We start from the raw sequence: 16,756 nt of genomic DNA, 5'->3' as shown, positions 1-16,756 counted from the left end.
AGCAGTTTCGCTCGCGCGGAGAAAATTGCGATACTGAGAAAAAATCGATCGCAACCATCTTAAATGGTTTCAAACTAAGAACATACCCAAGACAATTTATTAAAAATTAGTTTTCACACAGTCTGTGCCGAATTCAGACCATAACAAAAACATTCATGGCTAAAGCCATTCCTACAAGTACACTTTGCCTAGAACCTTCGTTAGAGGAAGACGCAGCACCAAACATATCCACCACGCGGCTGATCGCTGACTGCTGAAAGCTCGGTGTCACTCACACTGCTGTATTTCTCTCACATCGCCGCGGCCATCGCTTAGGTAGCATTGTTCTAGCAACGAGCAGTAGCAGATCTCGGTTTTGATATTAAAGCGTTGGTCATTTACCTTGTCCCACTGAGTTGCATTGAAGCCTGTTTTCTTAAAACCAAAAAGATTAAGTTCAGCGCCTGAGGCTAATAATCGGTTATTACTAACGCCGGTATACAACCAACCAAATTTTTCAAAGAAATTGATCTCTGGTGACTCATTTTGCAACTTATTTAATTGCTCTTGGTAAGCATAGATATCAAAGCAGCAGTCCTTTATTACTTCAAATATCTCTGTATACGACTTTTCATCGTGGAAGAATTTAACGTATTTAATAATGGCTGGGCCTGATCCTGAGTTTTTAATGTTGATAGTGATTTCTTCATAATTTTTTTCTTCATTGAAATTCCCCGTCATCACTTCGAGCCATGGCCAGGTTGCGGCTTTTACTTGTCGTTCTGCGGCGTTGGCTTGCAAGTATGTGGCATAAAAGGAGGCTGCTGAAATTATAATGGCACATAGTGCGAGAAATAGGTTTAGCCGCTCGTTGGTAAACCATGCCTTGCGCTGGTTGCTGGCTGGTTGAGTGCTTTGCTGGGGGTTTTTTGTTTGCTCTTCAACGTTAGAGTCTTGCTTTGATTCAACTGTTGAACAGCTTACGTCCTGTTGCTGATTATCCATAATTTTTAATAGTTGTTTTTATAGACTAGACTAATAAAGATACAACTTTAATTGGATAGATAAAAGAGGCAGGGAGTAAAACTCCCTGATTTGGGATTAACTATTTGAGATAAATACGGTGAGCTTTTCACCCACTCTTAAGCTATCTCTTGAAAGATTATTCCATTGTTTGAGTTTAGTGATACTGACTTTGTATTGCTTTGCTATCTTCCAAAGGCTGTCGCCAGATTTCACCTTATACTCGATTTGTTGATCAGCTAATTGCGGCAATATCAGTTTTTGACCAATACGAATGGTGTTTGTTTTTAGGTTATTGAAGGTTTTCAGCTGGCTAACTGTTACTTTATAGTTCTTTGCAATCACACTTAAGCTATCACCGCGTTTAACTGTGTAATGTTGCCACTGGCTATAATCATTGCTCTTTTGATTAGCTAATAGAGCTTGATAACTTGCTTGCTGATCTTTTGGGACCACAATATGTGGCGCATCAATCACCGCTGGGTATCGGATAACACCATGGTTTAGCTCTTCAAGCTCTTGCCATTTCGCTTTATCTGCCAAGATCACAGCACCTGTCACTGGTAAGGTCGCAATTGCCTGCTCATTCTTAATAGCAGGGAATATCATTTTTTGGTGCTTTAATAATTGTGCTGCGGCTAGTAACTTAGGCACGTATTGTTTGGTTTGCGATGGTAGTTTTAAGCTAAAGAAGTCCGTCGACTTACCTTGTTTTTTATTACGAGCAATTGCCTGTAATACACGCCCTTCACCAATATTGTAGGCAGCAATAGCATGATACCAATCGCCATCAAAGCGTTTATAAAGGTATTCCATAAAATCCAAAGCTGCACGGGTGCTGTCGATCACATCTTGGCGACCATCATACCAAGGGGTAATTTTTACTTTGAAGTATTTGGCGATTGAGGGGGTGAGTTGCCATAAACCCGATGCATGTTTGTGCGAATAGGCACAGGCATCGAAATCGCTCTCTATAAGCGGCATTAGAGCGAGTTCTATTGGTAAGTCACGGTTTTCTACTTCTGTAACGATATGATACAAATACGGCGCTGCACGGCGGCTTATTTCTTCCATGTAATTTGGATGAGTAAGGTACCAAGCAATGCGCTTTTGCACATCTGGATGACTTGAATCGCTAAACTGTAATTGAATGCGAATACGCTGCCATACGTCATCAAGTTCACTTGGTTTTAGCGGTGTCACCGCGTCTACTTGTGCTGTTTTAGCTTCTGCAACCACAGTACCTGGATTTGCCTTAATTATTGGCTTCTTTTCAGGGAGAGACTCAGGGGCAGTCTGACAGCCTGTTACAATAAGAGAAACAACAACAAGGCCTAAAAATCGATTTAAAAACACGTATTAAAATACTCCGTTAACTTAGGTGCGGGTAAACTAAAGCGCCTAAGCTTAACATAGGGTGAGCTAAAAATGACCATTAGATTAACAGCTTGCTAACTCACTCACCCAATTGAAATTAAAACGAAATACTAACTTGTAACCCAGCGTAACCATGGTTTTGTGCTTCCCAATAACGGCTGTCTATTTCTCGGGCTCTGGCATAGATCTCTATTCTGAATGGCTTTGAGTCTACGCCCATACCCACACCAACATAGCCATCAATATTATTGTGGTCGTCATCATAGCGGTCGCTGTAGTCGTGGTCATCTCGGTCGTCGTATACAGCAAGCTCAATTAAATCTAAGCCCACTTCGCCATAGACAAAAAAGTCACTGAAATAGCCAAATTTGATGCCGCTATCTAAGGTTAGAAATGTCTCCCGATCACCTTTTTTAGTAAATACTTCTGCTGAGCCTAGTGCCGTTGTAAATGCTGCGCCAAAATTACTGTAGTTATTTTTAGCCATAAATTCGATGCCGGCTGAGGTGATTGAATCAGTACTATTATGCTCTGATTTAACAAACAGGTTCATATCTGGGCTGTCATAAATATCAGCAAAGCTTTTTGTAGGAATAAAGGCAAGTGATGAAAACAGTGCTAAGGCGAGGTATCGCATATTGGTTAGTCCATTAAACGTTAATGGGTACATGATACCAAACAGCGCCTTAGCAAATTGTAAGTAAGTGTTCTAACTGTGTAAGCTAACCGAACACGCAGCGAAAGCAGGCTCCTTGTTGACGTTTGATATATACCAAATCGCCGCCATGATTGAGCATGATCTGGCGCGATAAACTTAAGCCTATTCCTGAACCTTGTTGCTTGGTAGTAAAAAATGGCACAAAAATCATCTCAATTACATGATCGCTGATACCTGTACCATTGTCGCTGACCTCTAAATACAGTTGTTGATTAGCATTTTGTGCAATGCTTACTTCAATGCACTTTGCTGACTCTGGACTATTTAACTGCTTAAGGACATCAAGGGCATTGGTAAGCAGGTTTATTATTACTTGTTCAACTTGGCCTCTATCTATCATTACTAACTGTTGGCTTTGCACCGATAAATTCAACGTAATATTAAGTTGCTTAGCTTGTTGTGAGTGCAGAGCGACAACTTGCTTGGCAAGATCGGCCAGAATATGTGGCTGTAAGTGTGGGACGGGTAAGCTACTAACCTTTTTAAATTGCGCTATAAATTCCCCTAAATGCTCGGTTCGTGATGCGAGTGTTGTTAGGGCGAGTTGCAAGTCTTGTTTATCTTCCTGATCATCAAAACTAAGCTCAGTTGGCAGCAGTGCCGTACAAGTTTGTGCTAAAGAAGAAAGTGGCGTAATCGAATTAGCAATTTCATGGGTTAGTACTTTTGTAAGGCGCTTATAAGCTTGTTGCTCTTTTAATTGCAGCTGATCATGAATCGATTGCAAACTGATCACTTTACGAACTTTACCTTGGATTTCGGCAATACTGATCTGCACAGATAACGTATCGTGCTGCTCACCATTTTGCCATGGCACGGTATTACGGCTATTTTGCTTTGCGTCTTGGACTAGGTTGGCTATTACACCTAAATCATCGATGTGCTTTACAGCTTGTCCAAGTAAACGGCTGACCGCCGGATTGCTTTCAATAATAGTGCCTTGTTCGTCACATACTAATACTGCTAAATCGATATGAATTAATAGCGCTTGTAAGAACTGGGCTTGTTGCTCTGCATTAAAACGCGCAGCCTGAATTTGTTGTTTAACCTGCTCAAATTGCTGCTGCATAGGGTGTTGGTCGCCAAAGCCTAATGTGCTGTCTCCATTCGCTAAAGCGCGAAACACCATATCTGCACGCCTTGTTTGGCGTTTAAATAAATTAAAAATTTGCGCGGCACATACCAAATTTAAAATAACTAAAAGTGCCGAAATTGCAGAAAACCCGCTTTGCTCTACTTGCCAAAACAAAGCAATTGATAAACCAATTAGCGCAGCTAATAGGCCGGCTAAGCTAATAAAATTTCGCATCGATTAAAGTCCGTATTTTTCTAAACGACGATACATGGCTCCGCGTGTTAGGCCGAGGGCTTTAGCTGCATGACTCACGTTCCCTTGAAAATGCTTTAAAGCTGCACGAACGGTTCTCTGCTCGATGATTTCGAGATCAAAAGTGTCGTAGTCAGTGGCGCTTGTAGGGAGCTCACTTGTACTAACAGCAGCACTTGGTGAGCTTATCACTGAGCTTATATCGAGCTCTGAGCCTTCTGAGAGGATGACTGCTCGCTCAATTGCATGGGCAAGTTCACGGACATTGCCTGGCCAATGATACTGGCTTAAACGTGTCATATCAGATGCCGCAATCGAGAGCTCACGTTTGTATTTATGTGCAAAGTGCTGCAAGTAGTAGTTACACAGTAATGGAATGTCTTCACTGCGCTCACGCAGAGCTGGCAAACGGATCTCTACGGTATTAACACGGTACAGTAAGTCTTGCCTAAATTTACCTTCAGTAACTGCTTGTTCGAGGTTTTCATTCGTTGCACAGATCAAACGAATATCAATATCGATGACTTTAGAACCACCAACCGGTGTTATTTGCCTGTTTTGTAGTGCCGCAAGTAGTTTAACTTGTTGGTTAAGCGGTAAATTACCTAGCTCGTCTAAAAATAAACTACCACCATGAGCAAGCTCAAATCGGCCAATGCGATCTTCCTTCGCGCCAGTAAACGCCCCTTTTTTATGGCCAAATAGTTCGCTTTCAAACAGGCTTTCGGCCAGTGAGCCCATATCTAGACTAATGAAAGGCTGGTTTTGGCGCTGGCTTGCATTGTGGATTGCATGGGCAGTGAGTTCTTTACCTGTGCCACTTTCGCCACTGATCAATATGTTGGCATCTGTGCTGGCTGCTTTGTCGATTACCGAAAAAACCTGCTGCATGGCATCACTTTGGCCTAAAAACTCAAATGGTTGATTGCCGATTGACTGCTGCAAGGCTTGTTTTTGCTTTGTGAGTTTACCAACTTGCTGTTTGTCTTTAGCGTGTGAAAATGCCGCTGCTACAGCACCGAGTAATTGCTCATTTTGCCAAGGCTTGGCAATAAAGTCAGAGGCACCGGCCTTAATTGCTTCGACCGCTAGCTGAATATCGCTGTAGGCCGTCATAAGCAGTACCGCAATGTTAGCGTCTTGGCTCATGATTTTTTTTAGCCAGTAGAATCCTTCTTTGCCACTAATTGAGTCTTGCGTGAAGTTCATATCGAGTAACACAATATCTATAGCCTGATCCGCTTCATGCTGTGCGTTAATGATACCTTCGATATCAAAGGGGTTATCTGTGGTTTTTACAACCTGATAATGCTGCTTTAAAAGTAATCGTGCGGCGATAAGTATGTCGGGGTTATCATCGACGATAAGAATTGATCCTGCTTGTTTCATAGCTATTTATTATTATTCCTTTATGGGAACACTAAGACTAATTGAAAATAGTAACAGTGTCCATTTATGGACGATATATGGGTTTTGAAGTGTTCTATAAGCGGACACTTAATTATATTCACCTTTATTAGTTTTAATATAAGTTGTTGTAATTTAATGAAAATAAAAGTTGGCACAAGAGTTGTTTTATCTATAGGTAATTAGCACCTAGATAACTTAAAGGCGTCAACATGGATAAGAAAATTACACGCTCAAATAACAAAGCATTTTTTAAGAAATCAGTAATTGCAGCAGCATGTTTAGCTGTTGCGGCAGCAGCTTATGGTTTCACGCAAACTGAGCAAACAGGTCGTAGTCAGCAAGTAAGCGCTACAAGCTTAACGATTAGCACAGTACAACAAGGTGAATTTGTTGATGCTTTAAGTCTTCGTGGTCAGGTTATGCCTCGCACTACAATTTATCTAGACACCATTGCCGGAGGCCAAGTCGAAGAGCGACTTGTTGAGCAAGGTGAGTTTGTTAAAAAAGGCCAACCACTTGTGCGTTTAAGCAATACTAACTTGCAGCTTGATGTAATGAGCCGTGAAGCACAGGTGACTGAGCAGCTTAACTTTTTACGTAACACGCAAATGAATATGGAAACCAGCCGTTTAAACTTACGCCGTGATTTGCTTGAAATCGATCTTAAAATTACGCATTTATCGCGTCGCTTAAAACAAACTCAGCCGCTAGTGAAAACGGGTGTGTTAGCACAAGAGCAATTATTTGAAATTCAAGAAGACTTAGCGTATTACAAAGCTCGAAAAGAACTAACCCTTGAGCGTCAAAAGCAAGAAAACAGCATTCGTGAAGTTCAAGTAGCCCAGTTAAAAGACAGTGCAGACATGCTAGAGAAAAACCTTCAGTTTGCGCGTAAGAACCTTGAAAACTTACTCGTAACAGCACCTGCTGATGGTTATTTAAGTGAGCTTGATGTTGAAATAGGTGAATCAAAAAGCCGTGGTGCTCGCCTAGGGCAGATTGATATTCCTAATGAATACAAGCTAGTTGTGCGACTAGATGAGTTTTACCTAAGCCAAGTTCAAACAGGTATGCAAGTGCTTATTGAACATGAGCAAGGCGAAATTGCGGCAACAGTTAGCAAAATTGATAGTCGTGTTCAGCAATCACAGTTTCAGGTTGAAGTCGATTTACCAAACGGCACTAGCAACATAAAACGTGGGCAAAGCCTTGATGTGCAGCTGATGCTAGGTGATAGCAAAGGCACTGCTTTATTACTTGAACGCGGCGCATTTTTTACCAGCTCAGGAGGTAACTGGGTTTATGTCATGGAAAAAGATGGCAACCGTGCAGTACGAAAAGACATTCGTCTTGGCAAAAAGAATCAAAACTATTATGAAGTGTTGAGTGGCCTAAGCGCCGGAGATCGCGTGATCACCTCTAGCTACAGCAACTTTGATAAAGCACAACAACTACAATTTTAAGGATAAAAACAATGATTAAATTAACTAACTTATCACGCGTGTTCCGTACTCAAGATGTTGAAACAACAGCGCTTAATAACATTAACTTACATGTAAACGAAGGCGAGTTTCTTGCCATTATGGGGCCATCTGGCTGTGGTAAATCAACATTACTTTCTATTTTAGGTATGTTGGATTCGCCATCGGCAGGCAGTTTTGAATTTTTAGGTGAAGACATCGCAGGGTTTGGTGAAAAGCAATTAGCGACACTTAGAAAAGCGTCGATTGGTTTTGTTTTCCAAAGCTTTAACTTAATTGATGAATTAACAGTATTTGAAAACGTTGAGCTGCCATTACAGTATCAAAATATCTCAAAAAGTGAACGTAAACAGCGAGTAGAAGAAATTTTAAAACGTGTTGCAATAGACCATAGAGCAGATCACTTACCGCAGCAGCTATCGGGCGGTCAGCAGCAACGTGTAGCGGTAGCCCGAGCTCTGGTGATTAATCCAAAACTCATCTTAGCGGATGAGCCTACGGGTAACCTTGATTCAAAAAATGGTGATGAAGTCATGGCGATGCTGCGTGAGCTAAATCGCGAAGGTACCACGGTAATTGTGGTTACCCACTCAGAAAAAGAAGGCAATTATGCTGACCGTTTGGTGCGCTTACTTGATGGCCAAGTGATGGTTGATAAAGCTAACCGTGTTCAACAAACAGCAGAGGTGGCATAACATGATTTTAAGTTATTTGATCACCGCGCTGCGCGCGTTTAAAAACCAAAAGCAGCATTTTATTTTAAATGTTCTGGGTTTAAGTGTGGGCTTAGCTGCGGCAATTCTAGTTGCTTTGTTTGCAAAAAATGAGCTTTCGTACGATAGCCAACAGCCTCATGCTGAGCGTGTTTATCGCGTTGGCCAAGACTTCTCAAAACTCGGTTTATCTGTGGTGCCTATTTTTAATTATGTGCAGTCAAAGCAGGCCGAAGATTACAGCCAAGTTGAAGAAGTGTTCGGATTAACTATGGTCGAGCTGACCCGTGAAGCCATGGTGGATGTGAGTTACCGCAACCAAGGCTATAAGTTAAATGCCTTATATGGTGCTACAGCAAATATTGAAAATTTCATTGATCTGAAAACGCTGGCGGGTGACTTAACAACAGCAATGAGTACACCAGATAGTCTCGCTTTAAGTGAATCAGAAGCACTGCGCATTTTTGGTCGCACCGATGTGATTGGTGAAACACTTACGCATGAACAAGGACAGTACACAGTGCGTGCCGTGTTTGCAGACTTAACAGACAACACTCACTTTGCCTTTAAAAACCTTGTTTATGTTAAGCATGATCCAAGCGAAATAGATATCAACAGTAGTTATGTTTATATGCGTTTAGCAGAGGGCACCGATACAGATGCATTAGCTAAAACCTTAACAGAGCGCTTTTTTAGCGGTTCGATGCTGGAGCAAGTTAGTTTAGAGCTGCATCCATTACTTGATTTGCACCTAACGGCTAAATCACCGTTTGAGATGAAAGCGGGTGGTGCTAAACAAGTGGTGATGATCTGTGTTGGTTTAAGCGTGTTACTGATTCTTATTGCAGGTTTTAACTTCATTAATATGACCGTCGCTCAATCGACTAAACGTGCAAAAGAAGTGGGTGTGCGTAAAGCGCTTGGCGCAAGTAAAGGTCAGTTAGTAACGCAGTTTTTATCTGAATCTGTATTGGTATCAATGCTTTCAATGGTGATTGCATGTGCTTTAGTGGAGCTATTTTTACCAATCTTTAACCAACTAGTAGACCGCGAATTGGGCGTGAATTATGCTTCTGAATTTGGCATTGCTATTATTGTGGTCGCAATTGCTGTGGGCATATTAGCTGGGCTTTATCCTGCATTCTTTATTTCGTCATTCAGTGCAAAACGCGTTTTAAGTGGAGACTTACAGCGTGGTAATACTGCAATATGGGTTCGTAAGAGCTTACTAACCTTACAGGCTTCACTAGCAATAGGTTTAATCATTGCCTCTATTACCTTGTTAAAGCAATTAACTTACTTACAGAGCTTACCTTTAGGCTATGAAACGACACAAAGATTGGTTATTTCAGAGCTACCTGTAGGCGAAGTATTCACAAAAGAAAAAAATGCCTTAGTTAACCGTATTAGTGCAATTCAAGGCGTACAGCAAACAACAGTCATTGATACCCGTTTAACTGTTTCAATCAATAATACACTTATGCCAACGTGGCCAAATGGTGAAGCGTCTGGCAGCTTAACGCCTGTTGTTGGCGCAAGCTACGATGTTGTAAAAACACTAGGATTAAAACTTGTTGCTGGTCGTGACTTTAGTCGTGAATTTGCTGGTGATTGGGCAAGCCGTGAAAATGGAGTAACAAGTACGGGCACCATTGTGACTGAATCGGTCGCAAGGCAAGCGGGTTACACTAACATGAGTGACATTATTGGTAAGGTAATTAAAGACTCAGGTCGTGGCGTAGATATGCGTGTTGTGGGAGTGGTTGAAGATGTAAAAGTAGGTAATGCTAAAGATGCCAACTCGAATATTATGTTCTTATGTGGCTTTAACTTTTTATCACCTGTATCAGAACTAATTTTAACGATTGATCAGCAAAACTTGCCTTACATTAAAGCTCAGATCGCTGAAGTATTAGCAAGCTCAGCCAATATCTATGAGCCAAAAATTAACTTACTCGCAGACAACTACAAAACTCTGTTAAAAGGTGATGAGCGAATTTCGAATGTGGTTTTAATCTTTACCGGCCTTGCAGTGTTCTTAACTTGTTTAGGTACCTTTGGTTTGGCTTCGTTTGCAACAGTGCGTCGTCAAAAAGAAGTGGCCGTTCGAAAAGTGCTAGGTGCATCTCGCATCAGTATCGTCAATATTATTGCTAAAGAGTTCTTAGTGCTGGTGGCGGTAAGTATTGCTATTGCGTATCCAGTGACTTACTTGTTAGTTGGTGATTGGTTAGCAAACTTTAATGACCGCATTGAACAAGCTGTATGGGTGTATTTAGTTGCCGCCGCCGCGGTGGCCGCGATTACCTGGGTTACCGTTGCAAGTTTAGCCTTCAAGGCCGCAAGCACCAGACCATCACTTATCTTACGATATGAATAACAGTTAACTAACTGTCAACGATAAGCCCAGCAATACAGCTGGGCTTTTTTAGTTTTAAATACGACGCCATAAATGACAACCTACGTAGGACGTGCTTTAGCGCGTTAATATGTATTCTTTGTCGCCATAAATGACGACCTACGGTAAGACGTGCTTCAGCTCGTTAGTATGTATTCTTTGCCACCATAAATGATGACCTGCGTAGGACGTGCTTTAGCGCGTTAATATATATTCTTTGTCGCCATAAATGACGACCTACGGTAGGACGTGCTTTAGCGCGTTAATCTACTATATTTAATGTTCTACAATTTTATGAAAAAGGATTTTTCATGAGCTGGAGTCATCTAAAGAAAGGACGAGTTTCAATTCAATCAGGTGAATATTTCATAACGTTCAACTGCCATAACAGAAAAGCACTGTTCAGTGATCATAACTTAGCAAAAGTATTTTGTAGGTGTATTGAAATAAATGAATTAATACATCAATGTTGCTGGTTAACTTGGGTTCTTATGCCTGATCATTTTCATGGTTTATTAAGGCTTAGCGATAGTAGCTTGGGTAAAACAGTTGGTCATCTAAAAGGTCTTTCTGCTAGAGAGATAAATAAGAGACGTAGTTTTTCGCAAACGGTGTGGCAACCTGCTTACTATGACCATGCACTACGTGAAGAAGAAAGTAGAATAGCTGTAGCCAGATATATCGCAGCAAACCCTTTGCGAAAAAAGCTAGTTGATAATTTAGGTAGTTATCCATATTGGAATTCTGTTTTCTTGTGATTGGTTGTCGCCATAAATGACGACCTACGTAGGACGTGCTTTAGCGCGTTATTATGTATTCTTTGCCACCATAAATGGCGACCTACGTAGGACGTGCTTTAGCGCGTTAATATGTATTCTTTGCCACCATAAATGATGACCTACGTAGGACATGCTTTAGCGCGTTATTATGTATTCTTTGTCACCATAAATGATGACCTGCGTAGGACGTGCTTTAGCGCGTTATTATGTATTCTTTGCCACCATAAATGATGACCTACGTAGGACGTGCTTTAGCGCGTTAATATGTATTCTTTGTCGCCATAAATGATGGCCTGCGTAGGACGTGCTTTAGCGCATAAATATGTATTTTGTGCCACCATAAATGATGACCTGCGTAGGACGTGCTTTAGCGTAAATATAGGGTTAAAGTTCTTTAACCTTCACCGCAGGGTTACCTGCTACTAGGGTATTTGCCGCGACATCTTTGGTAACTATTGCCCCTGCGCCAATCACGGCATTATCAGCAACTTTAATACCCGCAAGTATAATAGCGCTTGCACCAATCCATACATTGTTGCCAATGTTAATCGGCGCTACAAAATTAGCTTTTGCTAAACGCTCAGTAGGGTTTACCGCATGCGATACTGCAAGAATTTGCACATTAGGGCCTATTAAGCAGTCATCGCCTATCGTAATTTGCGCATCAGATAGCGGCGCATCGAGCACAGTACAGTTAATATTTATGAAGGTTCGATCACCTATTTTAATACCACTGCCATAATCACAATGAAAACCTGCTTCTATAACAACCTGTTCGCCACACTGAGCAAACATGCCTTTTAGTCGTTTTAAGTTACCTTTACTTGGGCTTTTGGCAAATAAACGACAAACTTCATGGGCATTTTTTCGTTGTTCGAGTACGGACTTATCGAGGCTATTAAACTCTTTCATCGGGTATGTTCATGGTTATATTTGCTAATAGCTTAGCGTGTTGGTGATGAAGATCAAAATTAAAGCTGTGTAGGTTAACGATCATTCACTTGCCATTTATATTGTTTCGTTTAAAATCTCACAACTTTCGAAACGAAACTTATGTGATTCACTTTATGACAAAACGAAACACTCAACAACGTCGCCATACAATCTTAAGCCAAGTAAATGAACTCGGTGAAGTTGCTGTTGAAGCGTTAGCTGAGCAGTTTCAAACTTCTGAAGTGACGATACGTAAAGATCTGACAGCCCTTGAAAAAAGTGGCTTGTTGCTACGCCGTTACGGGGGCGCTATTGCACTGCCGCAAGAAATCGTTGCAAATAGCAACGAGAAAAGCGACTCGCTTCGCAAAATGGCAATCGCAAAGGCAGCTGCAAAGCTTATTAAAGATCATAACCGCATCATAATTGATAGTGGCCGCACTACAGCGGCAATGATCCCCGAGCTTGCGAGTAAGCGCGGTTTAGTGGTGATGACAAATGCTATAAATGTCGCTAACCGGCTGCTTTCATTAGAAAATGAGCCAACACTTTTGATGACCGGGGGAACCTGGGATCCGCATTCAGAATCGTTTCAGGGTCAAGTCGCGGAGAATGTTCTTCGCTCTTACGACTTTGACCAACTCTTTATTGGTGCCGATGGCATTGATGTTGATAGAGGTACTACAACCTTCAATGAATTAGTTGGGCTTAGCCAGGTGATGGCTGAAGCTGCTCGTGAAGTTGTGGTGCTGGTAGAGTCAGAAAAAATTGGCCGAAGAATTCCTAATTTAGAACTGCCTTGGCAGCGTGTGACCACGGTTATCACAGACAACAACCTAAGCGAAGATAAACGCGAGGCGATAAAAGCGTGTGGTGTACAGCTGATCTGTGCAGAAATTGAATAACCCGTAATAAGACCGACAACACCTTATTACATTAAATTTATGACAACACATACCGCCCAAAGTAAAACGCTTTGGCATGTGCAAAAGGAGAGATTATGTGTGGAATCGTTGGGGCTGTTGCAGAACGCCCAGTAAATAAAATTCTTGTTGAAGGCCTAAAACGCCTTGAATACCGCGGCTATGACTCGGCAGGCGTGGCTTTACTTAAAGGTAATAAGCTTAACACGGTTAAAGCCGTGGGTAAGGTTGCAAATCTTGAAGCGGCACTTAACGATGCAGCTGTTAATGGCACTACCGGTATTGCACATACGCGTTGGGCAACCCACGGTGGCGTAACCGAAGCCAATGCTCACCCACATATTTCGAACAGCGAAATTGCCCTTGTTCATAACGGTATTATCGAAAACCATGCCAGCCTTCGTGATGCATTAAAAGGCGACGGTTATGAGTTTTTATCAGAAACAGATACAGAAGTAATGGTGCACCTTATTCACCAACTTCGCCAACAGCACGATACGCTATTAGCATCAGTACAAGCAGCTGTTAAGCAGTTTGAAGGCGCATTTGGCACCGTTGTTTTTGATAAAGCGAACGACAACGAAATCATCGTAGCGCGCTCAGGTAGCCCACTGGTGATTGGTTTAGGTCTTGGCGAAAACTTTATTGCATCTGACCAACTAGCTTTATTACCAGTTACACGCAGCTTTATTTACCTTGAAGAAGGTGATGTTGCGCGTATTACCCGTGACAGTGTAGAAATCTTTGATGCAAACGGCGATGCAGTTGAGCGCGAAGTGATTGAATCAAACATTACGCAAGACGCATCAGGTAAAGGCGAATATCGTCACTACATGCTGAAAGAAATTTACGAGCAGCCGCTTGCTGTACGTAACACCCTTGATGGCCGCCTTCACAATGATACTGTAGCGATTGATGCCTTTGGCGAAAGCGCTCAGCAAATCTTTAAAGACGTAAAACACGTGCAAATTATTGCCTGTGGTACTTCATACCACTCAGGTATGGTTGCGCGTTATTGGCTTGAACAATTTGCTGGTGTGAGCTGTAACGTAGAGATTGCCTCTGAGTTCCGTTACCGCGAATCATTTGTACATGACAACAGCTTACTTGTGACCATTTCACAGTCTGGTGAAACAGCCGATACGCTTGCTGCACTTCGTCTTGCAAAACAGCAAGGTTACATGGCGTCAATGACCATTTGTAACGTACCGGGTTCATCATTAGTACGTGAATCTGATTTAGCCTTTATGACTAAAGCGGGTGCTGAAATTGGTGTTGCATCAACGAAAGCCTTCACTACACAACTTGTTGGCTTACTAATGCTAACGGCTTCGATTGCGCAAGAAAAAGGCTTAGATCAAAGTGCGATTGTAAATGCAATCAAAACACTACCTAACAAGTTAGAAGAAGCATTATTGCTTGCTGAGGGTATTGAAGATTTAGCTGAAGAATTCGCTGACAAGCACCACTCACTATTCTTGGGTCGTGGTTCACAATACCCAATCGCGATGGAAGGTGCACTTAAGCTGAAAGAGATTTCATACATTCACGCCGAAGCATACGCAGCGGGTGAGCTTAAGCATGGCCCTCTTGCGTTGATTGATGCCGACATGCCAATCATTGTTGTAGCACCAAACAACGAACTACTTGAAAAGCTTAAATCAAACGTAGAAGAAGTACGTGCCCGTGGCGGTATTATCTATGTATTCGCAGACAAAGACTCAGCGTTTGAATCTGACGAAACAATGCGTGTAATCAACGTAAACCATGTAGATGACGTGATTGCTCCAGTTGTATATACAATTCCGTTACAGCTGCTTTCATACTATGTTGCGGTTATTAAAGGCACCGACGTAGACCAACCTCGAAACCTAGCAAAATCGGTAACGGTTGAATAAGTTAAAGCATCGAGAGCCGGCTGTGCACGTTAAATAATGTTCGAAACAGTCTTTAATGTGCGCAACAAATATTAAAGTCAGAAACTTATAAGTTCGCTACAGTTTTAGAGTACGAAACAAAACGGTCACATTTAGTGACCGTTTTAAATTAAGTTTTTAGAATATTACCTTTTGCTTAGTCTAACCCATTCAGGCTCATCCAAACCTACACGAGATAAACCAGAGCTGTAATCATCTACGATCCTTTGAGCATAAAGCTCTTTTAGTTCAAATAAATATTCAAAACTCTCTATTCCATCCTCCACTTGATGAAACTGTTTAAATATAAGAGTGTCTTGATCTCTTTCCGCTCTTACCGAGCCATCATCAGAAGCTAAAAACTTAATTGTTTTTAAGTCATAGGTTTTGCGATTTAAGTACAGCTTTTCACCGCTTGGGGTAATGAAATCAAATGGTTTGTTATTCTCAACTAAATCCAAAGAGATGAACAGGAACCTTCGTATATCACCATTCGCAATTCTCACAGAATCACAACGCTGTTGGATACAAACGAAATACTTACCATCATGGGTGCTTTTTACGACTGTACCTAGACTAAGAAAAGGAATATATCCTTCGCTGTGAATTAAGTTTTTGTGTTGACACAGTTTTGCATACTCTTGGTGTGAGCCATTTCCTTGAGAGTCAGAGAAAATATCGAAAGCGTAGGCTTTGTAGTTTTTCTCAACATTCCTTCTAGACAAGTTTTCTAAATCAGCTAGAGCATCCACAAATTTTTCTTGAACATCATTACATGAACTTAGTAAATCGAGAGCTGAAGCTACAGGTACTGCGAAAGTTGAATCTTCAAATTGACCCGCATTAGACCTTTTGCGTTGTTCTTGAGCTTGTAAGTTGTCTTCTAGCCATGTGTTAATAAGCTCTGTATCAAGTAAGCTATTTGCGTCATTAGCACGTAATATTGATACAAATGTATCGCCTATGAGGTCAACTAATAGTTCATTTGCGTCATGGTTGTTAATTAATAGAGACTGATTTGCCAGATATGCGTAATCAAGATTTTTTGAGAAGACATTTATAATTTGAAAGCTATTCTCTCTTATAGCTGTCAAAGCTTTTAAAGCAAAGTTTGATAACAAGCCGTTGGTCATCTCTGCGAATTCAGAGTTAATAAATTCAGGAAGTTCTTCGTAAGTAACTGACTTTTCTATTAGCTCTGGGGCATGCTGTCCACGGTTGTGACCTCCATTTGACTTAGCTCGAACTAATATTTTACAACTATGAGAACTAATGCTGCATTCGTCATCTTGATTGATCGAAAACCCGTCAATACCTGCGCCCTGCAAGCTTTGTAATATACTAGCTGCTATTGCTTGTAGTTCAGGGTTTCCTGTGTAAATGACAATTAACTTTAAGCTATTTTGGCTACTCTTTGATTCTAATAACTTATTTATTATTTGTTTAGTGTAATGACCGTTATGGTCGTCAACTACAGCATCTTCTTCATCATCAAGTTCTTCAGAATCTTCAATGTCGATGATAATTCGCCAGTCAAGAACTACTACGTCGGCTTTTTGAGCTATTTCTGTAAAAAGGCGTATGTCATTCTCAACTTCTGGTTGGAAAACAGAACAAACTTTCTTGTTTTGAGCAAACGACTTAACTACTGACTTCACATCAAAGTCATGATTTATATCTGCTTGATCTGTTGTGCCGTACGCTTTGTCGTCGAGAAATACTACAGTCTGTAGGAATTCATTTGCAATTTCGTTAGATTTATCCCTGAAACTCATTATT

14 protein-coding genes are annotated in these 16,756 nt (G+C 41.3%); 6 read left to right on the top strand and 8 right to left on the bottom strand.

All coding sequences use genetic code 11. The features are described from left to right. Positions 1-133: 133 nt before the first annotated feature. The 6 genes from L1264_RS09325 to L1264_RS09300 form a co-directional block, all read right to left on the bottom strand. On the bottom strand, positions 134-271 hold the full coding sequence (locus L1264_RS09325) for a hypothetical protein (RefSeq protein ID WP_199527154.1): 138 nt from the start codon (positions 269-271) through the stop codon (positions 134-136). After that, positions 268-984 carry a hypothetical protein gene (locus L1264_RS09320; RefSeq protein ID WP_199527155.1) on the bottom strand — a complete coding sequence of 239 codons (717 nt, stop codon included), beginning with the start codon at positions 982-984 and terminating at the stop codon, positions 268-270. The genes L1264_RS09325 and L1264_RS09320 overlap by 4 nt, the downstream gene beginning before the upstream one ends. Before the next feature lie 96 nt (positions 985-1,080). Beyond that, positions 1,081-2,358 (bottom strand): LysM peptidoglycan-binding domain-containing protein, encoded by a 1,278-nt coding sequence (locus L1264_RS09315; protein WP_235403912.1) that lies wholly within the window; start codon positions 2,356-2,358, stop codon positions 1,081-1,083. Between the two features lie 118 nt (positions 2,359-2,476). Beyond that, positions 2,477-3,016 (bottom strand): hypothetical protein, encoded by a 540-nt coding sequence (locus L1264_RS09310; RefSeq protein ID WP_199527157.1) that lies wholly within the window; start codon positions 3,014-3,016, stop codon positions 2,477-2,479. A gap of 85 nt (positions 3,017-3,101) precedes the next feature. Further along, positions 3,102-4,406, bottom strand: coding sequence for a sensor histidine kinase (locus L1264_RS09305; protein WP_199527158.1), 1,305 nt, complete (start codon positions 4,404-4,406; stop codon positions 3,102-3,104). 3 nt (positions 4,407-4,409) lie between these two features. Continuing rightward, a complete protein-coding gene (locus tag L1264_RS09300) occupies positions 4,410-5,813 on the bottom strand; it encodes a sigma-54-dependent transcriptional regulator (protein WP_199527159.1) in 1,404 nt (467 codons plus the stop codon). 230 nt (positions 5,814-6,043) lie between these two features. On the opposite strand from L1264_RS09300, the gene L1264_RS09295 reads away from it, so the two are divergent. The 4 genes from L1264_RS09295 (at position 6,044) to L1264_RS09280 (ending at position 11,184) form a co-directional block, all read left to right on the top strand. Next, positions 6,044-7,297: an efflux RND transporter periplasmic adaptor subunit gene (locus tag L1264_RS09295; protein WP_199527160.1), complete on the top strand. Its 1,254-nt coding sequence runs from the start codon at positions 6,044-6,046 to the stop codon at positions 7,295-7,297. Positions 7,298-7,308: 11 nt separating this feature from the next. Continuing rightward, the gene (locus tag L1264_RS09290) at positions 7,309-8,010 is read left to right on the top strand and encodes an ABC transporter ATP-binding protein (RefSeq protein WP_063700769.1); all 702 of its coding nucleotides are present in this window, start codon (positions 7,309-7,311) and stop codon (positions 8,008-8,010) included. A 1-nt stretch (position 8,011) separates the two neighbouring features. Then, complete coding sequence (locus L1264_RS09285) at positions 8,012-10,408, top strand: ABC transporter permease (protein WP_199527161.1); 2,397 nt, start codon at positions 8,012-8,014, stop codon at positions 10,406-10,408. 329 nt (positions 10,409-10,737) lie between these two features. Then, on the top strand, positions 10,738-11,184 hold the full coding sequence (locus tag L1264_RS09280; protein WP_138558984.1) for an REP-associated tyrosine transposase: 447 nt from the start codon (positions 10,738-10,740) through the stop codon (positions 11,182-11,184). A gap of 405 nt (positions 11,185-11,589) precedes the next feature. Here L1264_RS09280 and L1264_RS09275 read toward each other — a convergent pair whose 3' ends face one another. Then, positions 11,590-12,117: a sugar O-acetyltransferase gene (locus tag L1264_RS09275; protein ID WP_199527162.1), complete on the bottom strand. Its 528-nt coding sequence runs from the start codon at positions 12,115-12,117 to the stop codon at positions 11,590-11,592. A gap of 155 nt (positions 12,118-12,272) precedes the next feature. On the opposite strand from L1264_RS09275, the gene L1264_RS09270 reads away from it, so the two are divergent. Both L1264_RS09270 and glmS read left to right on the top strand, forming a co-directional pair. Then, complete coding sequence (locus L1264_RS09270; RefSeq protein ID WP_135923060.1) at positions 12,273-13,043, top strand: DeoR/GlpR family DNA-binding transcription regulator; 771 nt, start codon at positions 12,273-12,275, stop codon at positions 13,041-13,043. A gap of 95 nt (positions 13,044-13,138) precedes the next feature. Next, on the top strand, positions 13,139-14,959 hold the full coding sequence (gene glmS, locus L1264_RS09265; protein ID WP_135923059.1) for a glutamine--fructose-6-phosphate transaminase (isomerizing): 1,821 nt from the start codon (positions 13,139-13,141) through the stop codon (positions 14,957-14,959). A gap of 164 nt (positions 14,960-15,123) precedes the next feature. Here glmS and L1264_RS09260 read toward each other — a convergent pair whose 3' ends face one another. After that, complete coding sequence (locus L1264_RS09260) at positions 15,124-16,752, bottom strand: response regulator receiver domain (RefSeq protein ID WP_235403910.1); 1,629 nt, start codon at positions 16,750-16,752, stop codon at positions 15,124-15,126. Positions 16,753-16,756: the final 4 nt, after the last annotated feature.

Source organism: Pseudoalteromonas sp. APAL1, assembly GCF_021532475.1.
In the GTDB taxonomy this organism is placed as follows: Bacteria; Pseudomonadota; Gammaproteobacteria; order Enterobacterales; family Alteromonadaceae; genus Pseudoalteromonas; species Pseudoalteromonas lipolytica_C.
Note: the sequence above shows the minus strand (reverse complement) of the source record. Positions and strands in the feature narration are given on the sequence as shown.